General features: G+C 75.6%; 19 protein-coding genes. 11 read left to right on the forward strand and 8 right to left on the reverse strand.

Features of this window, described 5'->3' with window-relative positions:
* The first annotated feature begins 31 nt into the window (after positions 1-31).
* From ACQUFX_RS17430 to ACQUFX_RS17460, 7 genes are all read left to right on the forward strand, one after another.
* On the forward strand, positions 32-478 hold the full coding sequence (locus tag ACQUFX_RS17430; protein ID WP_428961423.1) for a hypothetical protein: 447 nt from the start codon (positions 32-34) through the stop codon (positions 476-478).
* A gap of 17 nt (positions 479-495) precedes the next feature.
* A complete protein-coding gene (locus tag ACQUFX_RS17435) occupies positions 496-951 on the forward strand; it encodes a ferritin-like domain-containing protein (RefSeq protein ID WP_428966988.1) in 456 nt (151 codons plus the stop codon).
* Between the two features lie 58 nt (positions 952-1,009).
* On the forward strand, positions 1,010-1,618 hold the full coding sequence (locus tag ACQUFX_RS17440) for a PadR family transcriptional regulator (protein WP_428961424.1): 609 nt from the start codon (positions 1,010-1,012) through the stop codon (positions 1,616-1,618).
* Positions 1,615-2,388, forward strand: a complete 774-nt coding sequence (locus ACQUFX_RS17445) for an ABC transporter ATP-binding protein (protein ID WP_428961425.1) — start codon at positions 1,615-1,617, stop codon at positions 2,386-2,388. The genes ACQUFX_RS17440 and ACQUFX_RS17445 overlap by 4 nt, the downstream gene beginning before the upstream one ends.
* The gene (locus ACQUFX_RS17450; protein ID WP_428961426.1) at positions 2,385-5,138 is read left to right on the forward strand and encodes an FtsX-like permease family protein; all 2,754 of its coding nucleotides are present in this window, start codon (positions 2,385-2,387) and stop codon (positions 5,136-5,138) included. Before ACQUFX_RS17445 ends, ACQUFX_RS17450 begins: the two co-directional genes overlap by 4 nt.
* Positions 5,139-5,254: 116 nt before the next feature.
* Positions 5,255-5,755, forward strand: a complete 501-nt coding sequence (locus ACQUFX_RS17455; protein WP_428961427.1) for a nitroreductase/quinone reductase family protein — start codon at positions 5,255-5,257, stop codon at positions 5,753-5,755.
* A 244-nt stretch (positions 5,756-5,999) separates the two neighbouring features.
* A complete protein-coding gene (locus tag ACQUFX_RS17460; RefSeq protein ID WP_428966989.1) occupies positions 6,000-6,734 on the forward strand; it encodes a nucleotidyltransferase domain-containing protein in 735 nt (244 codons plus the stop codon).
* Positions 6,735-6,795: 61 nt separating this feature from the next.
* On the opposite strand, the gene ACQUFX_RS17465 is transcribed toward ACQUFX_RS17460, so the two are convergent.
* A complete protein-coding gene (locus tag ACQUFX_RS17465; RefSeq protein WP_428961428.1) occupies positions 6,796-7,509 on the reverse strand; it encodes a VIT1/CCC1 transporter family protein in 714 nt (237 codons plus the stop codon).
* Entirely contained in the window at positions 7,506-8,363 is an 858-nt protein-coding gene (gene map / locus ACQUFX_RS17470; RefSeq protein WP_067369538.1) for a type I methionyl aminopeptidase, read from the reverse strand. The genes ACQUFX_RS17465 and map overlap by 4 nt, the downstream gene beginning before the upstream one ends.
* A gap of 170 nt (positions 8,364-8,533) precedes the next feature.
* Between map and ACQUFX_RS17475 the strand changes: the two genes are divergently transcribed.
* Positions 8,534-8,776 carry an STAS domain-containing protein gene (locus ACQUFX_RS17475; RefSeq protein WP_428961429.1) on the forward strand — a complete coding sequence of 81 codons (243 nt, stop codon included), beginning with the start codon at positions 8,534-8,536 and terminating at the stop codon, positions 8,774-8,776.
* Between the two features lie 12 nt (positions 8,777-8,788).
* On the opposite strand, the gene ACQUFX_RS17480 is transcribed toward ACQUFX_RS17475, so the two are convergent.
* From ACQUFX_RS17480 to pcaF, 5 genes are all read right to left on the reverse strand, one after another.
* Positions 8,789-12,448 (reverse strand): SpoIIE family protein phosphatase, encoded by a 3,660-nt coding sequence (locus ACQUFX_RS17480; protein WP_428961430.1) that lies wholly within the window; start codon positions 12,446-12,448, stop codon positions 8,789-8,791.
* A 394-nt stretch (positions 12,449-12,842) separates the two neighbouring features.
* A complete protein-coding gene (locus ACQUFX_RS17485) occupies positions 12,843-13,346 on the reverse strand; it encodes a DUF456 domain-containing protein (RefSeq protein WP_428961431.1) in 504 nt (167 codons plus the stop codon).
* Complete coding sequence (locus tag ACQUFX_RS17490) at positions 13,343-15,502, reverse strand: putative bifunctional diguanylate cyclase/phosphodiesterase (RefSeq protein ID WP_428961432.1); 2,160 nt, start codon at positions 15,500-15,502, stop codon at positions 13,343-13,345. Before ACQUFX_RS17490 ends, ACQUFX_RS17485 begins: the two co-directional genes overlap by 4 nt.
* A 6-nt stretch (positions 15,503-15,508) precedes the next feature.
* A complete protein-coding gene (locus ACQUFX_RS17495; protein WP_428961433.1) occupies positions 15,509-16,327 on the reverse strand; it encodes an SAM-dependent methyltransferase in 819 nt (272 codons plus the stop codon).
* Positions 16,328-16,472: 145 nt separating this feature from the next.
* Positions 16,473-17,678 (reverse strand): 3-oxoadipyl-CoA thiolase, encoded by a 1,206-nt coding sequence (gene pcaF / locus ACQUFX_RS17500; RefSeq protein WP_428961434.1) that lies wholly within the window; start codon positions 17,676-17,678, stop codon positions 16,473-16,475.
* A gap of 106 nt (positions 17,679-17,784) precedes the next feature.
* On the opposite strand from pcaF, the gene ACQUFX_RS17505 reads away from it, so the two are divergent.
* The 3 genes from ACQUFX_RS17505 (at position 17,785) to ACQUFX_RS17515 (ending at position 21,122) form a co-directional block, all read left to right on the forward strand.
* Positions 17,785-18,438 carry a DUF998 domain-containing protein gene (locus ACQUFX_RS17505; RefSeq protein WP_428961435.1) on the forward strand — a complete coding sequence of 218 codons (654 nt, stop codon included), beginning with the start codon at positions 17,785-17,787 and terminating at the stop codon, positions 18,436-18,438.
* A 231-nt stretch (positions 18,439-18,669) separates the two neighbouring features.
* Positions 18,670-19,977 (forward strand): dicarboxylate/amino acid:cation symporter, encoded by a 1,308-nt coding sequence (locus ACQUFX_RS17510; RefSeq protein ID WP_211272052.1) that lies wholly within the window; start codon positions 18,670-18,672, stop codon positions 19,975-19,977.
* A 77-nt stretch (positions 19,978-20,054) separates the two neighbouring features.
* A complete protein-coding gene (locus ACQUFX_RS17515; RefSeq protein ID WP_428961436.1) occupies positions 20,055-21,122 on the forward strand; it encodes an NADH:flavin oxidoreductase/NADH oxidase in 1,068 nt (355 codons plus the stop codon).
* Between the two features lie 17 nt (positions 21,123-21,139).
* Here ACQUFX_RS17515 and ACQUFX_RS17520 read toward each other — a convergent pair whose 3' ends face one another.
* Positions 21,140-24,730 (reverse strand): ATP-binding cassette domain-containing protein, encoded by a 3,591-nt coding sequence (locus ACQUFX_RS17520; RefSeq protein WP_428961437.1) that lies wholly within the window; start codon positions 24,728-24,730, stop codon positions 21,140-21,142.
* Between the last annotated feature and the right edge of the window lie 135 nt (positions 24,731-24,865).

Raw genomic sequence — 24,865 nt, forward strand, 5'->3', positions numbered from 1 at the left:
GGGCGGGTCGACCGGACAAAGCCGACGAACGGTGCTTCGCACCGGAGCGCTACTCGCGCTCGGCGGCGCCACCGTGCCACTGACCGGCTGCGACCTGCTCGACCGGGAGGACGCGCCGGACCCGGCGGCCGACCCGCTGGCCCCGCTGCTCGCCGGGGCGCTCGACCTGGCCGCCCGGCACCGCGCCGCGGTGGCCGCCGACCCCACCCTGGCCGACCGGCTCGGCCCGATCGCCGAGGCGCACCAGGCGCACGCCACCGAACTGGGCCGGGTGATCGGCGCGGCGTCGCCGTCGCCCACCCCGGCCGGCAGCGCCCCGGCCGGCGACCGCACGGCCGTGCTCGCCGCCCTGCGCGCGGCCGAGCAGCAGGGCCGCCAGGACGCGGCGGCGGCGTGCGCGCAGGCCCCGGCCGAGCGGGCCGCCCTGCTCGGCTCCGTCGCCGCCGCCCGCGCGACCCACGTGGAGGCGCTCAAGTGACCCGCGCAGCCGCGTACCTGAGGACGACCCGCCAGCCGACCCCCGTCAGCGCCGACGCGGCCCTCGCCGCGGCGCTCACCGCCGAGTACGCCGCGATCTACGCGTACGGGCCGATCGGGGTGCAGCTCACCGACGCGGGCCGGCGCTCCGCGCGCGCCGCCGAGGACGCCCACCGGGCCCGGCGGGACGCCCTGGTCGTCCAGCTCAGTACGGGGGGCGGCACGGTCCCCGCCGACCGGGCCGGGTACGCCCTGCCGTTCCCGGTGACCGATCGGGCCAGCGCGCTGCGGCTGGCGATCGAGGTGGAGGAGCGCACCGGCGCGTTCTGGCGGGCCGCCCTGCCGGTGACGAACGGGGCCGACCGGAACCGGGCGCTGGCGGCGCTGACCGACTGCGCGCTGCGGGCCACCCGGTGGCGGCGGGCGGCCGGGGTGACCCCGCTCACCGTCGCCTTTCCCGGCCGGCCGGGCTGAGCGCGCCGGGCAGGCCACCGGTTGCGGGCGCCATACCAGGTATGCATACTCCGTTCCCATGTCGATCCGTCACGGGCTGCTCGCCCTGCTCGAACGCGGCCAGATGTACGGATACCAGCTCCGGGCCGCGTTCGAGGAGTCGACCGGCTCGACCTGGCCGCTCAACATCGGGCAGGTCTACACCACCCTGTCCCGGCTGGAGCGGGACGGACTGGTCCGCCCGATGCCGGAGAGCGAGGCCGGGCAGCGGCCGTACGAGATCACCGAGGCCGGCCGGGCCGACCTGGCGCTGTGGTTCGCCACCCCGGTCAGCCGCGCCGACCGGCCCCGCGACGAACTGTCGATCAAGTTGGCGTTGGCGCTCACCACGCCCGGGATCGACGTCCGCTCGGTGGTGCAGACCCAGCGCACCGCGACCATGCGCACCCTGCAGGAGTTGACCCGGTTGAAGTACGCCAGCGACCGGCCGGAGGACCTGCCCTGGCGGCTGGTGCTGGACGCGATGGTGTTCCAGGCCGAGGCGGAGATCCGCTGGTTGGACCACTGCGAGACCAGCCTGGTCCGGTACCGGCCGACCGAGCGTTCCGCGCCCGGCCCGCCGGGACAGGCCGACGCCGACCACCGCCCGGACCCGGCGGACCGGTCCGGGGAGGGGGCACGGCGGTGAGCCCGACGACGGCACCACCGGGCGGCACCCCGGTCGGTGGCCGGGCCGGCGACCCGGTGCTCGACCTGCGGGACGTGTACCGGACCCACGGCAGCGGCGAGGCGGCCGTCCGGGCCCTGCGCGGGGTGAGCCTGACCGTCCACGCCGGCGAGCTGGTCGCCGTGATGGGCCCCTCGGGCTCGGGGAAGTCGACCCTGCTGGCGCTGGCCGGTGGGCTGGACAGCCCCACCACCGGCGAGGTCCGCGTCGAGGGCCACGCCCTGCACCTGCTCGACCGCCGCCGGCTGGCCCAGGTCCGCCGCCGCCGGATCGGCTACATCTTCCAGAACCTGAACCTGCTCGGCAGCCTCACCGCCGCCGAGAACGTCGCGCTGCCGCTGGAGCTGGACGGCACCGGGGTCCGGCAGGCCCGCCGGCTCGCCGGTGCCGCGTTGGCCGAGGTGGGGCTGGCGGAGCTGGGCGACCGGTTCCCCGACCAGATGTCCGGCGGCCAGCAGCAGCGGGTGGCGATCGCCCGCGCGCTGGTCGGCGACCGCCGGCTCGTCCTCGCCGACGAGCCCACCGGCGCGCTGGACTCGCAGACCGGCGAGGCGGTGCTGCACCTGCTGCGCCGCCGGGTCGACGCGGGCGCCGCCGGGGTGCTGGTGACCCACGAGGCCCGGCACGCCGGCTGGGCCGACCGGGTGGTCTTCCTGCGCGACGGGACCATGGTCGACTCCACCGCTCCCCTGGCCGGCGTCGAGCACCTGCTCAGCGGCAGCGGCCGGTGACCCGGTCCGGCACGGCCGGGCGCCGCCGGCCGGGCAACCGGTACGGGCGGCTCACCGGCACGGTCGGGTCGTGGCGGGCCGCGCTGCGCATCGCCCGCCGGGAGGCGCTGCGGGCCCGGGGCCGTACCGCGCTGGTCCTCACGATGATCGCCCTGCCGGTGCTGGCGTTGAGCTTCGCCGCGGTCAGCGTCGACATGGGCGAGCTGACCCGGGCCGAGCAGATCGACCGGCGCCTCGGTGCCGCCGACGCCGAGCTGACGTTCGCCAGCGACACCGCCCTGCACCAGAACCCGTGGGGCACGGACTGGCGGCCCCGGGCGGGCGAGGCGGTCGGCCGGAACCGGCCCGGCACCCTGGCGGAGGTCACCGACCTGCTACCGGCCGGCAGCCGGGTCAGTCCGGTGCACTGGTGGACGGCGCTCACCGTCGACACCGGCGACCGCGTCGAGACGTTCGGGGCGCGGGCGCTGGACCTCGCCGACCCGCTCGCCCGGGGACCGGGCCGGCTGCTGTCCGGGCGCGCCCCGGCCGCCGCGGACGAGGTCGCGGCCAGCCGGGCCGCCCAGCGCCGGCTGGGCGTGGGCCACGGCGACCGGATCACCGGCGGCGGCCGGACGTTCACCGTGGTGGGGACGGTGGAGTTCGCCGACGACCTGGGGGTGGTCTTCGCCCTGCACCCGTCGGCGGTCCCGCCGGGCCCCACCGCCGGCCCGCAGGTCACCTGGCTGGTCGACCTGCCGGCGCCACCCGACGCGGACCTGGTCGACCGGCTCAACCGGCACGGCGTCACGATCACCGCCCGGGATCCGGTGCCCGGCGCCGCACGCCTCACCACCCCGGCCCCGGGCCTGTCGTCGCCGCTGAGCGCCGAGGAGACCGGCAACGTGATCCTGGTGGCCGGGCTCGGCCTGCTGGAGGTGGTGCTGCTGGTCGGGCCCGCGTTCGCGGTCGGGGTACGTCGCCGCCGCCGGGACCTCGCCCTGGTCGCGGTCGCCGGGGGCGACCCCCGGCACCTCCGCCGGATCGTGCTCGCCGACGGGGTGGTGCTGGGGTGCGCGGGCGCGGTGACCGGGATGGTCCTCGGGGTCGCCGCCGCGCTGGCCGGCCGGCCCCTGGTCGAGCAGTACCTCTTCCAGCAACGGATGGGCGGCTACCGGATCTGGCCGGGGGCGCTGGCGGTGATCGCCGGGGTGGCGGTCACCGCCGGGGTGCTCGCCGCCCTCGCGCCGGCCTGGACCGCCGCCCGGCAGGACGTGGTCGCCGGCCTGGCCGGGCGACGGACCACGCCGCCGCACCGCCGCCGGTGGCTGGTGGTCGGGGTGCTGCTCGTCGTCGGCGGCACCGCGATCGCGGCGACGGGTGCGGCCCGCAGCGTCCCCACCGTGCTCCTGGTGGGTCTGGTCCTCGGTGAGCTCGGCCTGGTCTGCTGCACCCCGACGCTGCTGGGGGCGATCGCCCGGGCCGGGCGGGCCCTGCCGCTCGCCCCCCGGATCGCGGTCCGCGACGCCAGCCGCAACCGCTCCTCGGCCGCGCCGGCGGTCTCGGCGGTGCTGGCGGCGGTGGCCGGCAGCGTCGCCCTCGGCAGCTTCCTGGCCAGCGACGAGGCCCGGGCCACCACGATGTACCCGCAGACCCTGCCGCCCGGCCGGGTCGTGGTCTACCACAACGACCTCGGCGCCCCGGCCGACCGGGGCCCCCGGCTCGACCCGGCTCAGGTGTCCCGGGCGGCCCGCACCCACCTGGGCACCGACCGGGTGGTCCCGCTGACCGAGGCGTTCTGCCCGGGGCCGTCGGCTCCGGTGTTCTGCACCGTCACGGCGGTGCTGCCGCCCGAGCGGGTGTGCCCGTACCAGCCCAGCGACGACCTCGGCGCGGCGGCGCAGCGCCGGGCCCGCGCCGACCCGCGCTGCCAGGGCCCGGCCTGGCGGTACCACGGCTCCACCTACCTGACGGTGATCGACGACGGCACCGCCCTGACCGCGCTCACCGACGCGGGGCCGGCCGAGGCCGCCGCCGCGACGGCGGTGCTGCGGGCCGGCGGGGCGGTGGTCAACGACCCCCGGTACCTGCACGACGGCCGGCTGACCGTCCGGGTCGTCCCCGAGGACCGGGGCGTCGGCCGGACCGCCGCCGTCCCCGGGTACGTGCTGCCCGGCGTCGACGTCCGGGAACTGGTGCTGCTCTCCCCGGCGGCGGCCCGGCAGCTCGGGTTGGTCGCGGTCCGCTCCGGCTCGGTCGTCACCGCCGACCCCGAGCGGACGCAGCGGGACCGGGACCGCTTCACCGCCGCGCTCAACACCGACCGGCTGGTGCACGTCGAGGTCTCCGACCCCGGCCGGTCCGGCAACCAGTCGATGCTGCTCCTGCTGGCCGCCGCCGCCGGGGTGATCACCATCGGCGCCGCCGGGGTGGCGACCGGGCTCGCCGCGGCGGAGAGCCGCGCTGACCTGTCCACCCTCGCGGCGGTCGGGGCCAGTCCCCGGGTACGCCGGCTGCTCTCGCTCTGCCAGGCCGGGGTGATCTCCGGGGTGGGCACGGTGCTCGGCGTCGTCGCCGGGCTGGGCACGGCCGCGATCATCCTGATCGCGATGAACCGGCGGTACGCCACCGCCTGGCCGATCGAGCCCGGGTACCCGCTGCTGGTGCCCTGGGCGACCCTGGGCGTCCTGGTGGCGGTGCCGCTGGTGGCGATGCTCGGCGCGGCCCTGTTCACCCGCTCCCGGCTGGCGGTCGAACGCCGCCTGGACTGAGCCTTCCGGCCCCACCGTCCGGTCGGCCCGACGCTCGGGTCGGGCAGGTGCCGGGCCGGGCGGGCGCGGCGACACGCGGATTGTCGTCGATGGCGTCGAGCCGGCAGACTGTGCCGATGTCCGTGCTGGGTACCGTCACCCGTCGGATCGGCCACCACCGCTGGTTCGGTGCCGTCGTCCGGCTGCTCGTCCCCCTCGACCGCGCGATCGGGCGGCTCACCCGTGGCCGGGTGGTGGCGCTCGGCCTGCTGCCGTCCCTGGTCATCACCACCACCGGCCGCCGGTCCGGGCAACCCCGGAGCAACCCCCTGCTGTACGTGCCGGACGGCGACGCGTACGTGGTCATCGGCTCCAACTGGGGGCAGCAGCACCAGCCGGCGTGGGCGTTGAACCTCCGCGCGCAGCCGCTGGCCGAGGTCACGCTCGGGGGCCGCCGGTTCCCGGTCCGCGCCGACCTGGCCACCGGCACCGAACGGGAGCGGCTGTGGGACCTGCTGGTCGCCGAGTGGCCGGCGTACCGGACGTACGTGCGCCGGGCCGGTGGACGGGAAATCTGGATCTTCCGGTTGGCACCGACCGGGCGCGGCGACCGGGGCGGCCCGCCACCGGCTGACTAGGGTGGACCTGGTACCGACGGCGACGCCGCACCACGACCACCGGACGGTGAGTCGGACAGCGACACCGGACGGTGAGGCCGGACCGCGACCTCGGACGGTGGCGGCGGCCGGGGTCGGTCGGCGGCCAGCGGTACCGACGACGGGCGGCCCCGGCGCAGGGTCGGGGCGGCGCCGTCGGACGGCCCGGAGTGGGGTGGTGCGCGACGTGGGTACAGGACAGGACCCGGCCGCGGCGGTCACCGGCGTGCCGGCGGCCGGCGGCGGCCCGGGCGAGCCCCGCTGGGACGATCCGCGCTGGCTGGTGGCGGAGCGGGCCACCGAGGCGATCCGCCGACGGTTCCCGGCCGAGGTGCTCGCCGTGGCCGTGCACGGGCCGCTGGCGCACGGCGACGACGACGGCGGCGGGGACGGCGAGGTGGGACTGCTGGTCGCCACGTACCGGTCCGGTGGTGGGCCGTTGCCCGCCACCCGCCGGGTGGACGGGGTGCTGGTCGACCTGACCGTCACCGGCGCCGACGACTACCTCCGCCAGGCCCGGACGGTGACCGCGCTCTGGCCGTTGACCGCCGACCGGTACGTCACCACCCGGCCGCTGTACGACCCGTCGGGGTGGCTGCCGACCCTGCGCGACGCGCACCTCGCCCAGTTGGCCCGGTCCCGGCCGGCCGAGTTCACCACCGCCGCCCGTCAGGCGTGGTACCGGGGCTGCGCCGCGCACGCCCGCGCCGCCCGGCTGGCCGAGTGGTACGAGACCGACCAGGCGCTGCTGATGCTCGGCGAGGCCCGGCTGGTGGCGGCCACGGTGACCGGGCTGCTGACCCGGACCTACTTCCGTGACCCGGGCGACGCGGTCCGGCGGACCGGCCTGGCCGGGGCGGACATGACCGAGGTGGGGGCGGTGCTGGCCCGGCAGGCCGACGAGTTGGCCGCCCGGGGCCGCCCCGTCGACGGCACCGTCGAGGACCTGCTCGACGCCTGAGCCCGTCCGGTGGTGAGAGGGGAACCCTTCTCTACCGTAGGCGTTAACAGGGGGCCCTTCCTTACAGGCCGCCCTGCACGCCGATGAGGGCGCCGATCAGGTAGGTGGCGGCGGCTGCCGCCGCGCCGAGCAGCAGTTGCCGCACGCCGCTGAGCAGCCAGGAGCGGTTGGTGAACCGGGCGACGATCGCCCCGGCGGCGAAGAGCCCGACCCCGCCGACGCCCAGCGCCAGCCAGAGGTTGTCGACGCCGAGCAGGTAGGTCACCAGCGGCACCAGCGCCCCGACGGAGAAGAACAGGAACGACGAGACCGCCGCCGCCCAGGGGCTGGGCCGGTCGTCCGGGTCGACGCCCAACTCCTCCCGGACGTGCACCCGCAGCGCCTCCTCCGGGTTGCGCCGGACCGCCTCGGCGACCTGCGTGGCCAGGTCCCGGGGCAGGCCCCGGGCGACCCACGCGTCGGCCAGTTCGCGGGCCTCCGCCTCCGGGTGCCGTTCCAGTTCCCGGCGTTCCTTGGCGACCTCGGCGGCGACCTGCTCGTTGGCGGACCGGACGCTGGTGTACTCCCCCAGGCCCATCGAGATCGCCCCGGCGACCAGGCCGGCGGTGCCGGTGAGCACGATGGTGCGCGCGGAGACCCCGCCCCCGCCCACCCCGGCGATCAGGGCGATGTTGGTGACCAGACCGTCCATCGCGCCGAACACGGCCGGCCGCAGCCAGCCGCCGGAGACGTCGGCGTGGTGCGCCTCGCGCAGCGCCGCGGGGGTTTCGCTCACGGCAGGGTCAGGATCTCGTGGCCGTCCTCGGTGACCACGATCGTGTGCTCGAACTGCGCGGTCCACCGGCGGTCCTTGGTGACCACGGTCCAGCCGTCGTCCCACAGGTCGTACTGGTAGGTGCCGAGGGTGATCATCGGCTCGATGGTGAAGGTCATCCCCGGCTCCATCACGTCGGTGGGCCGGGGGCTGTCGTAGTGCGGCACGTAGAGCCCACTGTGGAAGGACTCGCCGATGCCGTGGCCGGTGAAGTCGCGGACCACCCCGTAGCCGAACCGCTTGGCGTACGACTCGATGACCCGGCCGATGACGTTGATCTGCCGGCCCGGGGCGACCGCCCGGACGCCCCGCATCATCGCCTCGTGCGTCCGCTCGACCAGCAGCCGTACCTCCTCGCCCACCTCGCCGACGCAGAAGGTGGCGTTGGTGTCGCCGTGCACCCCGCCGATGTACGCGGTGACGTCGACGTTGACGATGTCGCCGTCCTGGATCACCGTGGAGTCCGGGATGCCGTGGCAGATCACCTCGTTGAGGCTGGTGCAGCAGGACTTCGGGAAGCCCTTGTAGCCCAGCGTCGACGGGTAGGCGCCGTGGTCGCAGAGGAACTCGTGCACCACCCGGTCGATCTCGTCGGTGGTGACCCCCGGCTTGCAGTGCTCCCCGGCCAACTGGGTGGCCTGGGCGGCGAGCCGGCTGGCGACCCGCATCCGCTCGACCGTCTCCGGGGTCTGCACGTGCGAGCCGCGCCACTCCCGGGGGCGCTTCTTGCCCACGTACTCCGGGCGGGTGATGTGGGCGGGCACCGCTCGCCACGGGGAGAGCGTGCCTGGGGTCAGCGGCGCACGGGCGGTCATACCCGCAAGCCTATCGCCGTCACCCGGAGTGACCCCCGGCACGGCCGGGCGGTGGCAGGGTTGTTGCCCCGCCCATCCGGCTGTGCCATCGTGGTGCCGTGGATCAAGGGGGATCAGCACCCGTCTTCGCTGCCACCGCCGAGAGCGACGACGGCCACCTCCGTGTCACGGTGACCGGTGAGGTCGACATGGCCACCGCCGACACGATGGTGCAGACCGCCCTGCGCGAACCCGCCGAACGGATCACCCTCGACCTGCGCGCGGTGACCTTCTTCGACTCGGCGGCCATCCACGCGGTGGTCCGCCTCGGCCAGCGGTTCCCCGGCGCGCTCACCGTCCTCCCCTCCCGGCAGGTCAGCCGGGTGCTGGAGATCGCCGGCCTCGGCGACCAGGAGTGGCTGGGCCCCACCTGAGCCGGCCGGCGGTCAGGACTGGAGGCGCCGGCGCAGGACCAGCTCGGTGCCCGCCTCGGTCCGCCGGACCGTCAGGTCGCCGAGCGCCCTGATCAGCGACAGCCCCCGCCCCCGGAAGCCGGACCCGGTGGACTCCCGCCACTGCCCGGTGTCGCGGACCGTCGCCACCACCGTCCGGTCGGCGATGGTCACCTCGACGCTGATCGTCGGCTCCCGGGGCGCCACCGGGTGCTCGATGGCGTTCGCGGCGGCCTCGGAGACGGCCACCGTCAGGTCGAACAGGTCGGTCTCGCCGACGGAGTGCGCGACGAGGAAACCCTCCAGCCGCTTGCGCAGCACGCTCAGCCGGGTGGGGTCGGCGGGCAGCCGCAACGTGAACCGGTCGAGTTCGGTGGCCTCCAGGGCGAGCACCGCCACGTCGTCGCGCCGCCGCCGGGTCCGGACCCGGCCCACCACCGTTTCGACCAGGTCGGCGACGTGCTCGCCGCCGCTGGCCGCGTCGGCCCGGAGCTGGTCCAGCGCGACGTCGATGCCCACGTGCCGGTCCTCGATCAGCCCGTCGGTGTAGAGCAGCAACCGGCTGCCCGGGGGCAGCTCCCCCTCGACGGTCCGGTACCGGGTGTCCGGGATGGCGCCGACGGGCGGACCGAGGGCCCGGTCGTGCAGGAACACCACGGCGTCTCCTCGGATCAGCAGCGGGGACGGATGCCCGGCGCTGGCGTACCGCAGCCGGCCGGTGCGGGGGGAGAACCAGAGACAGACCACGGTGGCGAAGGACCGGCGCTCGGCGGAGCCGACCAGACGGTTCAGCCGGGTCAGCGCGGCACCGGGATCGAAACCCTCCAGGATGTACGCCCGCAGCGCGTTGCGGAGCTGCCCCATCGCGGCGGCGGCCCCGACGCCCTTGCCGACGACGTCGCCGATGACCAGGACGAGTTCGTCGTCGTCCACCCCGACCACGTCGTACCAGTCGCCGCCGACCTCCACGTCGGCGGTGCCGGGCAGGTAGCGGCTGGCGACCACGGCACCGGGCAACTGCGGCAGCGAACGGGGCAGCAGGCTGTGCTGCAACGTCGTGGCGATCCGGTGCTCCGCCTCGTACAACTGGGCGTTTTCGAGCCGGACCCCGACGAGGCGGGCCAGCTCGGACAGCGCCGCCTGGTCGGTGTCGGTGCGGTCGACGTCCCGGTGCCAGACCCGCAGCTCGCCCAGCTCCTCCCCGGTGGTGCCGGTGAGCGGGAGCACGGTGGGCGGCTCGGCGGCCGAGCCACCACCGTCCGCCTCGTACCGGGCCTCACCGGCGGTGACCACCACCCGGGCGGCCTCGGCGAAGGCGAGCCCGTGCCCGGCGGCGACCTGGAGCACCTCGGCGGTGGTGCGGGCGGTGTTGACCGCGACCGCGGCGTCGGCCAGCGCCCGGAGCCGGCGGATGATCTGCCCGCGTAGCTGTCCCAGCTCGACGTTCGCCCGCACCCGGGCGATCAGCTCCTGCCCGGAGAAGGGTTTGGTCAGGTAGTCGTCCGCACCGACCGACAGCCCGGCGACCGCCTCGGCCGAGCCGGCCCGCGCGGAGAGCAGCACGATCGGCACGTGCCGGGTACGCGGATCCGCGCGCAGGGCGGTGACCAGCCCGAACCCGTCCAGCCTCGGCATCATCACGTCGGTCAGCACCAGGTCGAACGGGCTGTCGACGGCCTGGGCGAGCGCTTCCACCCCGTCGGCCACGGCGACCACCTCCCACGAGGGGCGGAGCAGCCGGGTGACGTGCCGGCGCAGGTCCGGGTTGTCGTCGACGAGCAGGATCCGACCGCCCGGCGCACCGGAGCCCGCGCCGGGCGGGCCGGGACCAGCGCCGGTGGCGGGCACCAGGTCGGCGGTGTCGGCCCAGAGCGTCGTCTCGGCGGTCCAGAAACGGACCTGGTCGGACTCGACGGCGAACGGCTCGGCGGACGCCACCAGCCGGTCGGCGGGCAGGTGCCCGGTCCCGAACGGGACGGTGACGGTGACCGTGGTGCCCTCGTCGACCCGGCTGCGCGCGGCCACCGCGCCACCGTGCATCTCGACCAGTTCCCTGACCAGGGCCAGGCCGATGCCGGTGCCCTCGTGGCTGCGCGCCCGCGCCCCGGCGACCCGGTGGAACCGTTCGAAGACGTGCGGCAGCTCCTCCGGCGCGATCCCGACGCCGGTGTCGGCGACCTCCAGCCGGGCGGCGCCCTCCACCGCCCGGACCCGGACCCGGATCTCCCCCTCGAAGGTGAACTTCACCGCGTTCGACACCAGGTTGAGGACGATCTTCTCCCACAGGTCCCGGTCGACGTGGACCGGCGCCGGCAACGGCGGACAGTCCACCACCAGCCGCAGCCCGGCCCGCTCGGCCGCCGAACGGAAGGTGCTGACCAGCCGGGCGGTGTAGTCCGCCAGGTCGGTCGGCTGGTAGCGGGCGGTCAGCCGGCCCGACTCCAGCCGGGAGAAGTCGAGCACCGTGTTGACCAGTTTCAGCAGGCGCAGCGCGTTGCGGTGCATCACGGCGAGGCGCTCGGTGTGCCCGGCGGCGATACCGGTGTCGGCGAGCATCTCCTCCAGCGGGCCGAGCACCAGGGTCAGTGGGGTCCGGAACTCGTGGCTGACGTTGGCGAAGAAGTTGGTCTTGGCCTGGTCCAGCGCGGCCAGTTCCGCCGCGCGCGCCCGCTCGTGCTCGTACGCCCGCTGCCGGCCGACCGCCCCGGAGATCTGCGTGGCCACCAGGTCGAGGAAGGTGCGGTACTCGTCGCTGAACGGCAGCCGCCGGGAGACCCCCACCACCAGCGCGCCGACCAGGTCGCTGGCGGCCGTGACCGGCAGCACCACCGCCTGCTCGGCGGCGTCGGCGGGTGGCACGTCGAACAGGTCGGCCACCGCGACCGTCGCCCCGGTGGCCCGGAGCAGCTCGGCGGGGCAGGCCCGGGCGCCGTCGGCCGGGTCGACGCCGCTGGCTCCCGCCAGCGCCACCCCACCGGCCTCGTCAGCCAGGTAGAGCAGCCCGAACGGGACGTCCGCGCGGTTGCGGTCGAGAACGTCGGCGGCCGTCCGGCCCAGGTCGGCGCCGGCGGTCACCCCGGAGAGCACGGTGGCGAGCTCGGCCAGCGCCCGGAGCCGGCGCTCGCCGACCACCCGGCCGGTGGTCTCGTTGACGATGCAGAACACGCCGGCCACCGTGCCGTCGGCGTCCCGGACCGGGTCGTAGGAGATGTCGAAGTAGACGTCCTCCAGGAACCCGTGCCGGTCGAGCCGGAAGGGGTGGTCCCGGGCCTGGTACGCGTCCCCGGTGCGGCGGACCCGGTCCAGCAGCGGCCCGAGCACGTCCCAGGTCTCGGCCCAGAACCGCCCGGCCGGCTGGCCGATCGCCGCCGGGTGCTTGTCGCCGATGGTGGGCAGGTAGGCGTCGTTGTAGAAGGCGAGGTACTCGTCGCCCCAGAACATGACGATCTGGGCCCGGGAGGTGAGCAGCATGCTGACCGAGTGGCACAGCGCCGAGGGCCACTGCGCCGGTGGGCCGATCGCGTTCCCGGCCCAGTCGTGCGCGCCCAGCCGGCGGCCCATCTCGCCACCGTTGGCGAAGGCGGCGGCCAGCAGCGGCGGCAGACCACCAGCGGACCGGCCCTGCCCGTCCTCGCCCCCCTGGGCCGAGCCCATGCACCCTCCCCGCTCCGGCCGATTTCCGCGTACGACACGACGCTGCGCCGGCCGTGTCGGGCCATGTACCCCGACGGAACAGCAACGTAACGCATTCCGCCGGTTCGACGCTGGTCACCCGTCGGCCGGGCGGTCACCCGGCCGGGCCGGCTACAGCGGGGTCCACGTACGCCCCGGTGATCCGATCCCGCCGTCGGCTAATCCCGTTGCCCCGTCGCCCGGTCCGGCGCATCCTTGAAGCTGTGACCAGGCCCGACCACCGGGCCGGCGGGCGCTCGGACCGCCCGACGCGGCGGCGCGGGGACACGTCACCTCTCTCTCACCGGTACGGCTCCGCCGTGCCCGACCCACCCCGCGCCGCCCACCACCCGACCCGCCGGATCAGCGGCGGAGGTCAGGTGGTGAGCAGGCCGAAGACCCAGAGGACGCCGATCAGCAGGCCGGCGAGGAACTCGATGAGCATGGCCAGGCCGGCGGCGGCGACCGCGTGCCGGGTGGCCGGCCAGGCCAGGCGGGAGTCGCCCAGGCGGAGACGTTCCGCCGCGAACACCCCGCCGACGAAGCCGATCACCAGCCCCACCACCGGGATGACGAAGAACCCGACGATGCCGAGCACCGCCCCGGCGACCAGCGACGAGGTCGGTACGCCGGTGCGTTTGAGGTTCCGTCCGGGCCAGAGGAACTTGACCACGGTGCCGCCGACGGCGAGCACGGTGGCACCGGCGAGCACCAGCCACCGCCCCGCCCCGTCGCCACCGCCGAAGATCGCCCAGACCAGTACCCCGCCCCAGCACAGCGGCAGTGCGGGCAGGCCGGGCACCACCACGCCGGCCATCCCGGCCACGATGGCCAGCGCGGCGACCACCGTGACCACCGCGTGGGTGTCGGTCAGACTCATCTCGTCCCCTCCCGCCGCAACCGGGCGGTGATCTCCTCGGCCGGCACCGGCGCGCCGAACCAGCGGCCCTGCCCGGTGTCGCAGCGCAACGCCCGCAGCCGTTCCACCTGCTCCGGGGTCTCCACCGCCTCGGCGGTGACCCCCAACTCCAGCGCGTGCGCCAGCCGGACCAGGGCGTCCACGATCCGCTCGTCCCGGTGCCCGGTCGCCGGGTCGTCGGCGCGGATGCCCTCGACGAACGGCCCGGCGAGCTTCAGCACCTGGATCGGCAGCCGCCGCAGGTACGCCAGGTTGGAGTATCCGGTGCCGAAGTCGTCGATGGCCAGCCGGACGCCCAGCGCGGCGAGCCGGTGCAGCGAGTGCAGCGGTTCACCGGCGCTGCCCATCACCGCGCTCTCGGTCAGCTCCAGTTGCAGCAGGTCGGCGGGGAGGCCGGTACGCTCCAGCACCTCCGCCACGGTGTCCACGATCGCCGGGTCGTCGGCCTGGCGGGCGGCCAGGTTGACGCTGACCACCAGCCGGGCCGAGGGGAACTCCCGCCGCCAGCCCTCGGCGTCCCGGCAGGCCTGCCCGAGCACCCACTCGCCGAGCCGGACGATCAGGCCGGTCTCCTCGGCCAGCCCGATGAACCGGTCCGGCCCGATCAGGCCCCGCTCCGGGTGGGCCCACCGGACCAGCGCCTCGACGGCGATCATGGCACCGTCGAGCAGCGACACGATCGGCTGGTAGTGGACCACGAACTCGCCCCGGTTCAGGGCCGCCGGCAGGCCGGCGGTGAGCGCCGACCGGGCCAGGTCCCGGGCGCTGCGTTCCGGGTCGTACACCGCCCACCGGCCCCGCCCCTCCCCCTTGGCCCAGTAGAGCGTGGTGTCGGCGGCCTTCATCAGCTCCGAGGCGGTGGTCTCGCCGACCGGGCAGTCCACGATGCCGACGCTGGCCGAGACGCTGAGCTGCTGGTCGCCGACCTCGGCCGGGGCGGCCACCGCGGCCAGCGCCTTCTCGGCGACGGCCACCACGTCGTCCAGCCCGGCCCCGCCGTCGACCAGGATGACGAACTCGTCGCCGCCCATCCGGGCCACCAGGTGCCCCAGCCCGTCCACGCACTCGGCGAGCCGCTGGGCGATCACCACCAGCAGCCGGTCGCCGTGGTCGTGCCCGAGGCTGTCGTTGACCGCCTTGAAGCCGTCCAGGTCCAGGAAGCAGACGCCGACCCGCCGGTCGGGCCCGGCGGTGTGGAACAGTTCGCCGAGCCGTTCGAAGAAGAGCGACCGGTTCGGCAGCCCGGTGAGCGGGTCGTGCAGCGCCTGGAAGCGCAGCCGTTGTTGCAGCTCGTACCGCTCGGTGATGTCCTCGATCATCGCCACGGTGAACCGGGGCCGCCCGTCGTCGTGCCGGATCAGCGAGACCGCCAGGTCGGTCCAGACCGCGCTGCCGTCCTTGCGGAAGTAGCGCTTCTCGACCCGGGCGGTGTCCCGGTGGCCCTCGATCAGCTCCTGGTACAGCTCCCACATTCCGGCGGCGTCGTCGGGGTGGGTCAGCTCGGCGACGTTGATCTGCCGCAACTCCTCGATGGTGTAGCCGAGCATGTCCGCGAACGCCTGGTTGACGTCGACGATCTGCCCGTGGACGTCGGCGATGCCGATCCCGATGGCCGCGCCGACGAAGACCGCCCGGAACCGGGCCTCACTGTCGCGCAGGGCCCGTTCCACCTGGTCCCGGGCCTGCCAGGCGGAGCGCGCGATCCGCTCCTGCTGGCTGAGGGTCCGGTTGCGCAGGGCCCGCGCGAAGCCCGCCGCGAGCGCGCCCTGCAACGCCGCGATCCGGTCCGCCGTCTCGGGCAGGCCGGCCCGGTCGGGTACCACCTGGGCGCAGAACCGGTCGCCCAGGGCGTGCACCGACCAGTCGAGGGTGCCCGGCTCGGTCAGGTGCGCCGCCACCAGTGCCTGCCCCACCTCCTCGGCCGGCTCGGCGGAGAAGTCGGCGGCGACCAGGGCCCCGGCCAGCCGGACCGTGTGCCCGAGCAGCAGCCGTTCGGTCTCCGCCGCGCTCAACGGCACGAAGCCGAGCCGGCGGGCGGCGCGGGCCCAGCGGGCGGCGTACTCCTGGGCCCCCACCGGGCTGACGTGCTCCCCGCCGGTGGCCGGCACGGCGGCCATCGGTGCTCAGCCGGCGGTCTGGTCGTGCCGGGCGACGCCGCCGAACGCGCCGAACCGCTCCGGGTGCGGGTCCACGTCGGAGGGCGAGTCGGGCCGCCACAGTGGCAGGTGGACCAGCCCCGGCTCCAGCAGCGTCCAGTCGCCGAAGAAGCCGGTGATCTCGGCCCGGGAGCGCAGGGTGATCTCGGTGGCGGTCCGTGCGGAGAGCCGCTGCGCGTCCAGCATCTCCGGCGGCTGGTCCTCGAAGGTGGAGTGGGAGAGCACCAGGTGGCTGCCGGGGGCGGCGGCGGCCCGCAGGGTGGCCAGGAGGTCGCCCGGCCGGTCGGTGTCCGGCACGAAGTGCACCACCCCGGCGAGGAGGATGCCCACCGGCCGGCCGAAGTCGATCAGCCCCGACTCGCGCGCCCCGGCGAGGATCCGCGCCGGTTCGCGCAGGTCGGCGTGGAGCACGCCGGTGAGGTCGTTGCCGGCGAGCAGGTCCCGGCTGTGCGAGACCGCCACCGGGTCGATGTCGACGTAGACGATCCGGGCCTTCGGGTCGGCCTCCTGGGCGACCTCGTGCACGTTGCCCACGGTGGGAATCCCGGAGCCGATATCGAGGAACTGGTCGATGCCGGCGTCGAGCAGCACCCGGACCGCCCGGCGCAGGAACTCCCGACCCGCGCGCATGGTGGCCGGCAGGTGCGGCGTCATGGCCGCGATCTGCTCGGCGAGCTGCCGGTCGACCTCGAAGTTGTGCGCCCCGCCCAGGAAGTAGTCGTACACCCGCGCCGCGCTCGGCCGGCTCAGGTCGATCCCGGCTGTCAGCCCGTCCGGCTGCTGCATTGATCCGCCCCCAGTTCGTCGCCGCGCCCCGTCCACCGGCACCACCCGGGCGCCGGCCACCGGCCGACCGCAGCCGGTGTGGTGTGCAACACTCTAAGCCGCTGACCAACGGCTTAGCGAGATGTGGAAGGCCGGCGGTGGCCGGTCAGTCCGCCGACTCCAGCAGCAGCGAGATGCCCTGCCCCACCCCGACGCACATGGTGGCGAGGGCCCGCCGCCCGCCCCGGCGGCGCAATTCCCGCGCGGCGGTCAACGCCAGCCGGGCCCCGCTGGCCCCGAGCGGATGACCCAGCGCGATGGCCCCGCCGTTCGGGTTGACGTGCTCGGCGTCCACCGGCAAACCCAGCTCGCGCAGCACCGCCACCGCCTGGGCGGCGAACGCCTCGTTCAGCTCGATCACGTCGACGTCGGCGAGCCCGACCCCGAGCCGGTCCAGCAGCTTGCGGGTGGCCGGCACCGGGCCCACCCCCATGGTCCGGGGCGGCACCCCCGCCGCCGCCGCGCCGGCGACCCGGGCCAGCGGGGTGAGCCCGTACCGGGCCACCGCGTCCTCCCCCGCCACCAGCAGGGCCACCGCGCCGTCGTTGACCCCGGAGGAGTTGCCGGCGGTGACCGTGCCGCCCTCCCGGAACGGCGTGGGCAGCGCGGCGAGCTTCTCCAGCGACGTCTCCCGGGGGTGCTCGTCGACCTCCACCAGCCGGGTCTCCCGCCGTCCCGCCGACACGGTCACCGGCACGATCTCCCCGGCGAACCGGCCGTCGGCCTGCGCCGTCGCCGCCCGCTGCTGCGACCGGTACGCGAACGCGTCCTGCTCGGCGCGGCCGACGCCGTACTCGGCGGCGACGTTCTCCGCCGTCTCCGGCATCGAGTCGGTCCCCCAGCCGGCCGCCATCAGCGGGTTGACCAGCCGCCAGCCGATCGTGGTGTCGTACACCTCGGCGGAGCGGGAGTACGCCGAGGTGGCCTTGGGCAGCACGAACGGGGCCCGGCTCATGCTCTCCACCCCACCGGCGACGACCAGCTCCGCCTCGCCGGCGACGACCTGCCGGGCGGCGGTGGCGAGCGCGTCCAGGCCCGAACCGCAGAGCCGGTTGACCGTCGTGCCGGGCACCTGCTCGGGCAGGCCGCCGAGCAGCGCCGCCATCCGGGCCACGTTGCGGTTGTCCTCACCCGCCTGGTTGGCGCAGCCGAGGATCACGTCGTCGACCCGCGACCAGTCCACCGTCGGGTGCCGGGCGACCAGCTCGCGGATCACGTGCGCGGCCAGGTCGTCGGGGCGCACCCCGGCGAGGGCGCCGCCGTAACGGCCGATCGGGGTGCGGACACCGGCCACCAGGTAGGCCACGCTCATGGTGAGTCCTTCGGGGGTGGGAAGGGGTGGGGCGGGCGGGTCGACCGGGTCGCGGGGCCCGCCGGGTGATCAGGATATCCGCGCCGGCACCGGATAGGTTGACGGCATGGTGCCGACCGCCCCCCGGGCCCGGGCGTCCCGGCAGGTGGCGGCCCGGCTCGCCGCCGCGACCGCCGCGGCCTGCACCGTGCTCGGGGTGGTCGCGGTCACCGTCGCCGTGGTCGCCGGTCCCGGTCCGGGCCTGACCGGGTACGTCAGCGAGGCCGGCATCGCCGGCAGCGGGTACGCCCCGCTGTACCTGACCGGGGTGTTCGCCCTGGCCGCCGCGCTGCTGCTGCTCGCCGTCGCGCTGCCCGACACGCTGCGGCCGGCGGCCGGGCTGCTCGCCGCCGGCAGCCTCTGCACGGTGCTGTCGGGGGCGGTGACGTGCAGCGAGGGCTGTCCGTTGCCGCCGTTCGAACGGACCACCGTGGCGGATCTGGTGCACGGCGGGGCGAGCATCGCGGCGACTGCCTGTGTGGTGTTCGCCATGGCCGCGCTGGCCGTCGCGCCCCGGACCCCACGCCGGTGGCGGCGGCTGGCGGCGGGCGCGTTCGTGCTGGCGCTCCCGCTGGCCGGCGCGGTGGCGCTGGCCATGCTGACCGTGGGCCGGGGCGCACTGGTCGGCGTCCTGGAGCGGATCGTGCTCGCGCTCGCCGCGGGCTGGGTGCTCGTCACGGCCACCGCCAGGGCGTCGACCCGCATCGACACCCGACGCTGAACCGGGCCCTGCGGGCCGGCACCCGCCTGTAAGGCGCCTCACCCGGACCGGTCCTTGCTGGCCCGGGTGAGCAGGGCGTATCGTCAGCCAACGATGAAGAACGTCTGGCACCTCACCGTGCGCCTGTACGTCGATCTCCGACGGCAGGCCAGCGGCATCTGTCCGGCGCAGCCGCTCTCCTGACGCTGCCCCGCCCCGACCAGACCCCTTGGACCGCTCATGGCTACCGCCCTGCGCCGAATCCCGTTCTCCGTCCAGATCCTCCTCGGCCTCGCCCTCGGCGTCGGCCTCGGTTTCCTCGCCCGCGCCGCCGAGCTGAGCTGGCTGGCCAGCACCCTCGACACGGTCGGCTCGCTCTTCGTCCAACTGCTCAAGCTGGCCGTCCCGCCGCTGGTCTTCACCGCCATCGTGGTCAGCCTGGTCAGTCTCCGGGGCGTCGCCAACGCCGCCCGGCTGGCCGGCAAGACCCTGCTCTGGTTCGGCGTCACCGCGCTGGTCGCGGTGAGCGTCGGCATCGGGCTGGGCCTGCTCACCAACCCCGGCCGCGGGGTCACCCTGGACACCGCCGCCGCCACCGCGCCGAAGACCAGCGGCTCGTGGACCGACTTCCTCACCGGCATCGTGCCGACCAACCCGGTCGGGGCCTTCGTCGAGGGCAACGTCCTCCAGATCGTCTTCCTCGCCGTGGTGGTCGGTGCCGCCGCGCTGCTGGTGGGTGAGGCCGCCGAGCCGTTCGTCCGGCTCAACCGCGCGCTGCTGGAGATCGTGCAGAAGGCGCTGTGGTGGGTGATCCGGCTCGCCCCGCTCGGCACCCTCGGCCTGATCGGCCACGCCGTCGCCGCGTACGGCTGGGACCTGCTGGCCCCGCTGGCCACCTTCACCACCGCCGTCTACGTCGGCTGCGCGATCGTGCTCTTCGTGGTCTACCCGGTGGTGCTGCTCGCCGCCGGCCGGCTCAACCCGCTGCGCTTCTTCGCCGGCGCCTGGCCGGCCATCCAGCTCGGCTTCGTCTCCCGCTCCTCGGTCGGCACCATGCCGGTGACCCAGCGCTCCGTCGAACGCCTCGGCGTGCCCCGCGAGTACGCCTCCTTCGCCGTGCCGTTCGGCGCGACCACCAAGATGGACGGCTGCGCGGCGGTCTACCCCGCCCTCGCGGCGATCTTCGTGGCGCAGGTCTTCGGGGTGACCCTGAACCCGCTGGACTACCTGCTCATCGCGTTCGTCTCGGTGGTCGGCTCGGCGGCCACCGCCGGGCTGACCGGCGCCATCGTGATGCTCACGCTGACCCTGAGCACGCTGGGCCTGCCGCTGGCCGGGGCCGGCCTGCTGCTGGCCATCGACCCGATCGTCGACATGATCCGCACCGCCACCAACGTGGCCGGTCAGGCGCTGGTGCCGACCGTGGTCGCCGCCCGCGAGGGCATCCTCGACCGCACCGCGTACGACGCCGCCGGCCGGCGTGACCTGCTGGACCCCGTCGGGTCCGCCCCGGACGAGCGCGCCCCGCGCCCGGACGGCCCGACGCCGGTCCCCGCCTGACCCGCTTGCCCGCCTGACCCGCTGCCGGCCTGACCCCTGCCGGCCTGATCCTGACTCCCCGACCTGAGAGGCACGCCATGAGCGCCCTGTTCACCCCGCTCGCGCTGCGCGCGGTGACCCTGCCCAACCGGGTCGCCCTGGCACCGATGTGCCAGTACAGCGCCGGCCCGGACGGCCTGCCCACCGAGTGGCACCGGGTGCACTACGGCACCCGGGCCGTCGGCGGGGCCGGGCTGCTGCTGACCGAGGCCACCGCCGTCGTACCGGAGGGCCGGATCAGCCCGCAGGACACCGGCATCTGGTCGGACGCGCACGTCGACGCCTGGCGTCCGGTCACCGCGTTCGTCGCCGCCCAGGGTGGCGTACCGGCCGTGCAGCTCGCGCACGCCGGGTTCAAGGCGTCGACCTACCGGCCGTGGGACACCCGGCGCGGCGGGGTGCCCGACGCCGAGGGCGGCTGGACCCCGGTGGGCCCCGGGGACACCCCGTTCGTCCCCGAGTACCGGGTGCCGACCGCCCTGGACGCCGCCGGCATCGCCGGTGTCGTCGAGGGGTTCGTCGCCGCCGCGCTGCGCGCCCTCGACGCCGGGTTCGCCGCCGTCGAGATCCACGCCGCCCACGGGTACCTGCTGCACGAGTTCCTCTCCCCGCTGACCAACCACCGCACCGACGCCTACGGCGGGGACCGGGCCGGCCGGATGCGGCTGACCCTGGAGGTGGCCCGCGCGGTGCGGGCGGCCGTCGGCGAGGACGTGCCGGTGCTCGCCCGGATCTCCGCCACCGACTGGGTCCCCGGCGGCTGGACCGAGGAGGACAGCGTGGTGCTCGCCGGTGAGCTGGGCACGGCCGGGGTGGACCTGGTCGACTGCTCCTCGGGCGGGGCCTCGACCACGGCGAGCATCCCGGTCGGCCCCGGCTACCAGGTGCCGCTGGCCGCCCGGGTACGCCGGGAGACCGGGGTCCCCACCGGCGCGGTCGGCCTGATCGTCGAGCCCGAGCACGCCGAGGAGATCGTCGCCACCGGCCAGGCCGACCTGGTGCTCCTCGGCCGGGAGCTGCTGCGCGACCCGTACTGGCCCCGGCGGGCGGCGGGGAAGCTCGGCGTCGAGCCGCACTGGCCGGCCCAGTACGTGCGCGCCACCTGACCCGCTCCCCCGGCGGGTCAGCCGGCCAGGTGGCCCCAGTGCTCCTCCAGTTCGGCCCAGGTGCCCTGGGCGACCGCCGCGCCGGCCCCCAGCACCACCACCCGGTCGGCCCGGACCAGGGCCGCGCGTTTGGACGTCGAGCCGATCACCGTCACGCCGTGCTGCCGCAGCGCGTCCCAGAGCGCGAGTTCGGTGGTGACGTCCAGGGCGGAGGAGACGTCGTCGGCGATCAGCAGTTCGGTGCGCGGCGCCAGCGCGCGGGCCAGCGCCAGGCGCTGCAACTGGCCGCCCGACAGGCGGGTGCCCTTGTGGCCGATCACCAGGCCGAGGCCGCCTCCGGCCGCCGCCAGGTCGTGCTCCAGTTGGGCGGTGGTGACCGCGCCGGTGGCGTCGACCTGGTGGCCGAGGGCGATGTTCTCGGCCACCGTGCCGGAGAGCACCCGGGGCAGTTGGCCGACGTACCCGACCTGGTTGGGGCGGAGGAACACCTCCGGCTCGGTGACCGGCTCGCCGTTCCAGGTCAGGGTGCCGGTGTGGTGCACGATCCCGGCCAGGGCCCGCAGCAGCGACGACTTGCCCGCCCCGACCGGGCCCACGACCAGCACCAGTTCGCCCCGGGCCACGGTCAGGTCGACGTCGCGCACGGCGACCGTCCCGTCCTCGTGCACCGCGCTGAACCCGGCCAGTTCCAGCTTGCGCAGCGGGCTGCGCGGTGGCGGCTCGGGGGCCGGGGCGGTACCGGTGACCAGGTCCACCCCGGGCACCGGGGTCGAGTACCCGTCCGATCCGATCATCTCCACCGTCCGCCGGGTCCACACCCGGGCGGACGGGAACTGGGCGACCAGCGACGCGGTCGTCCAGGCGAACCAACGGGCGGCGCCGAGGGTGGAGACCGCGACCAGGGTGGCCCCGGCGGACAGTCCGCCGGCCAGGAAGAGCGCCCACGCGCCGATCGGCAGCAGGCCGCTGGCCACCGCCGGGGTGGACCGGGACCACACCTGCGCCACGATCTCCCGGCGCTGCCGTTCGCTGCGCGTGGCGTCCAGGCCGGCCAGGTGGTGCAGCACCGGCCCGGTCGCCCCGGCGAGCTTCACCGTCCGGGCGGCGGACAGGGCCGAGACCAGGGCGGTGGCGAAGGTCGCCCGCGCGGCGACCGTCGCCCGCGCGGAGCGTTCCAGCCGGGGGCCGAACGCCGTGGCCGCCGCCCCGGAGGCCACCATCGTGCCCAGGAAGAACAGCGCCGGTACGACGCTGCCGGTGACCGCCGTCATGCCGACGATCAGGACCACCGCGATGGCCTGGTCCATCAGGTTGTCGGTCAACTGCACCACCCGGTCCGTGTCGCCGCCCTGGGCGACCACCTCGGCCGGGGTGTGCGCGCTGACCCGGCGCGGGCCGGTCTGCCCGTGGACCAGCCGCGCGTTGATCCGGAGCACCTGCCGGACCCACCACTGCGGGAACCAGAGGTTCGTCCAGTACGGCAGCGGGACGGTGACCAGCAGGGCGGCGAGGATCCCGGCGGCGGGCAGCCACACGCTGCCCACCCCGTCGACCAGGTCGGCCCAGAACCAGGGCAGCAGCACGCCGTCCAGCCCCAGCAGGGTCATCACCGCGAACAGGGCGATCGAGGTCAGTCCGTACCGGGGGTCGTTGCGGCAGAGCCTGAGGATCTCCCGCAGGGTCCGGGCGGGCGGCGCCGGCGGCAGGGGTGGCGGCGGGGCCTTCGGCACCGCCGCCCCGGCGGCGCGGACCACCCGCTCCGCCTCCCCCACCGGCTCCGGCACCGGAGGCCCCGACGGCTCCACCACCGGCTGCCCGGCCGGCTCCGTCGTCGGGTCGCCGGGGCCGGACAGCAGGTCGCCGGGGCCGGACAGCGGGTCGCCGGGACCGGAGAGCAGGTCCAGCCCGCCCCCGCCACCGGCGCGCGACCCCGCGTACGCGGCGGTGGTGCTGGTGGCCAGCAGCTCGGCGAAGCGCTGCGAGGTGTGCAGCGGGCCCGCCTCGACGACCGCCCCGTCGGCCAACAGCACCACCTCGTCGCAGCGGCGCACCGAGGAGAGCCGGTGCGCGATGACGATGCCGATCCGGTCGGCGAGCAGGCGTTCGGTGGCCCGCTGCACCCGGGTCTCGGTGACCGGGTCGAGCCGGGCGGTGGCCTCGTCGAGGATCACCACGTGCGGGTCCCGGACCAGGATCCGGGCGAACGCCACGAGCTGCTCCTGCCCGGCCGACAGCACGTACCCGCCCGCGCCGAGCCGGGTCCGCACGCCGTCGGGCAGCTCGTCGATCCAGCCGGCCAGCCCCAGCTCGTGCAGGGCGCGGGTGGCGTCGTCGAGCAGGTCGGGGTCGAAGAGGGCGACGTTCTCGGCGAGGGTCCCGGCGAGGATCTCGGTGCGCTGGGGCACCACGGCGACGTACCGGCGGAGCTGCTCGACGTCGAGGTCGAGCAGGTCCACGCGTCCGAGGAACACCGTGCCGGCGGGCAGCTCGACGGCGCGGGAGAGCACCTTGGCCAGCGTCGACTTGCCCGAGCCGGTGCGCCCGATCAGCGCGTACGACCGGCCCCGGGCGAAGGTCAGGTGGATGTCGCGCAGCGCCGGCTCCCGCCCGGCGTCGGCCGACGGGTACCGGAAGGTCAGGCCCCTGATGACCAGGTCGCCCGGGGCCGGCACGGCGCCGCCGGTCGGCTCCTGCCGGCTGTCGGCGAGCAACTGCACCCGGGCCCAGGCGCCGAGGGCCTGCTGCATCTGCGGGATCATCCGGCTGGCGTTCTCGACCATCGCGCCGTAGCCGAGGGCGAGCAGCCAGACGGCGGTCAGCCGGGCACCGTCGATGCGCCCGGTGACCAGGGCCCAGCCGCCGCCGAGCACCACCACGGCGATACCGGCCCGCATCACCGCCGCCGCGATCGTGGTGACCCGGCCGGTCAGCCGGAACACCCGGATCCCCCGCCGCAGGACCCGCGCGGCCCGCTGGGCGAACAGCCGCAGCACGTACGGGCGGGCCAGGCTGGTCCGGACGTCGTCCTGGCCGTGGACGGCCTCCTCGACCACCGCGGCGAGGTCGGACCAGGCCTCCTCCTCGGCCATCCGGGCCGGGGCGATCCGGGCGGTCGGGCGGCGGATCAGCGCGACCAGCAGCACGGTGAGCAGCACCATGCCGACGCCGGCCGGCCACCAGACCAGGAACGCCACCGCCGTGGAGAGCACCCCGGTGGCCAGCGCCTGGGTCAGCCGGACGCCCACGTTGCGCACCTCGGCGGCGACGTCGTAGACGTCCCCGTCGATCCGGTCGAGCAGCTCGCCGACCGGCGTGTTCTCCAGGGTCGGCAGGTCCTGCCCGAACGCCACCCGGCACAGCCGTCGCCGCACGTCGGCGGACCAGTCGGCGGTCAGCCCGGCCATCACCAGGCCGACCACCAGGTCGGTGAGCACCGCGGCGGCCAGGGCCACCGCCAGCACCACGAAGAGCGTCCCCGAGCGGTGCAGCAGGACCGGGCCGGCCAGCGCGGACGCGGCGGCCTGCCCGGCCGCGCCGAGCACGACGAGGACGGCGACGACCGTCAGCCGACGCGGGGAGGTGACCCACAGGTCACGGAGCAGGCGCATCGAGATCCCTCCGGGACGCGGGGTGGCGGAGACTCCAGCCTTCCGGTCACGCCCGGGTCGCTCAACGCATTTTCGCCCGTACCCGGGCAGGTGGGGCGGGCTCGCTCAGAAGAGCACGCCACCGCAGGACACGAC

Origin of the sequence: Micromonospora fluostatini, assembly GCF_050410825.1 — a bacterium.
GTDB lineage: Bacteria > Actinomycetota > Actinomycetes > Mycobacteriales > Micromonosporaceae > Micromonospora > Micromonospora rosaria.

Excerpts from the sequence above, each read along its gene's own strand:
- ACQUFX_RS17495 (WP_428961433.1), bottom strand. The coding sequence starts at position 16,327 with ATGCAGCAGCCGGACGGGCTGACAGCCGGGATCGACCTGAGCCGGCCG.
- map (WP_067369538.1), bottom strand. The coding sequence starts at position 8,363 with ATGACCGCCCGTGCGCCGCTGACCCCAGGCACGCTCTCCCCGTGGCGA.
- ACQUFX_RS17440 (WP_428961424.1), top strand. The coding sequence starts at position 1,010 with ATGTCGATCCGTCACGGGCTGCTCGCCCTGCTCGAACGCGGCCAGATG.
- ACQUFX_RS17455 (WP_428961427.1), top strand. The coding sequence starts at position 5,255 with ATGTCCGTGCTGGGTACCGTCACCCGTCGGATCGGCCACCACCGCTGG.
- ACQUFX_RS17520 (WP_428961437.1), bottom strand. The coding sequence starts at position 24,730 with ATGCGCCTGCTCCGTGACCTGTGGGTCACCTCCCCGCGTCGGCTGACG.
- pcaF (WP_428961434.1), bottom strand. The coding sequence starts at position 17,678 with ATGAGCGTGGCCTACCTGGTGGCCGGTGTCCGCACCCCGATCGGCCGT.
- ACQUFX_RS17490 (WP_428961432.1), bottom strand. The coding sequence starts at position 15,502 with ATGGCCGCCGTGCCGGCCACCGGCGGGGAGCACGTCAGCCCGGTGGGG.
- ACQUFX_RS17485 (WP_428961431.1), bottom strand. The coding sequence starts at position 13,346 with ATGAGTCTGACCGACACCCACGCGGTGGTCACGGTGGTCGCCGCGCTG.
- ACQUFX_RS17505 (WP_428961435.1), top strand. The coding sequence starts at position 17,785 with ATGGTGCCGACCGCCCCCCGGGCCCGGGCGTCCCGGCAGGTGGCGGCC.
- ACQUFX_RS17515 (WP_428961436.1), top strand. The coding sequence starts at position 20,055 with ATGAGCGCCCTGTTCACCCCGCTCGCGCTGCGCGCGGTGACCCTGCCC.
- ACQUFX_RS17480 (WP_428961430.1), bottom strand. The coding sequence starts at position 12,448 with ATGGGCTCGGCCCAGGGGGGCGAGGACGGGCAGGGCCGGTCCGCTGGT.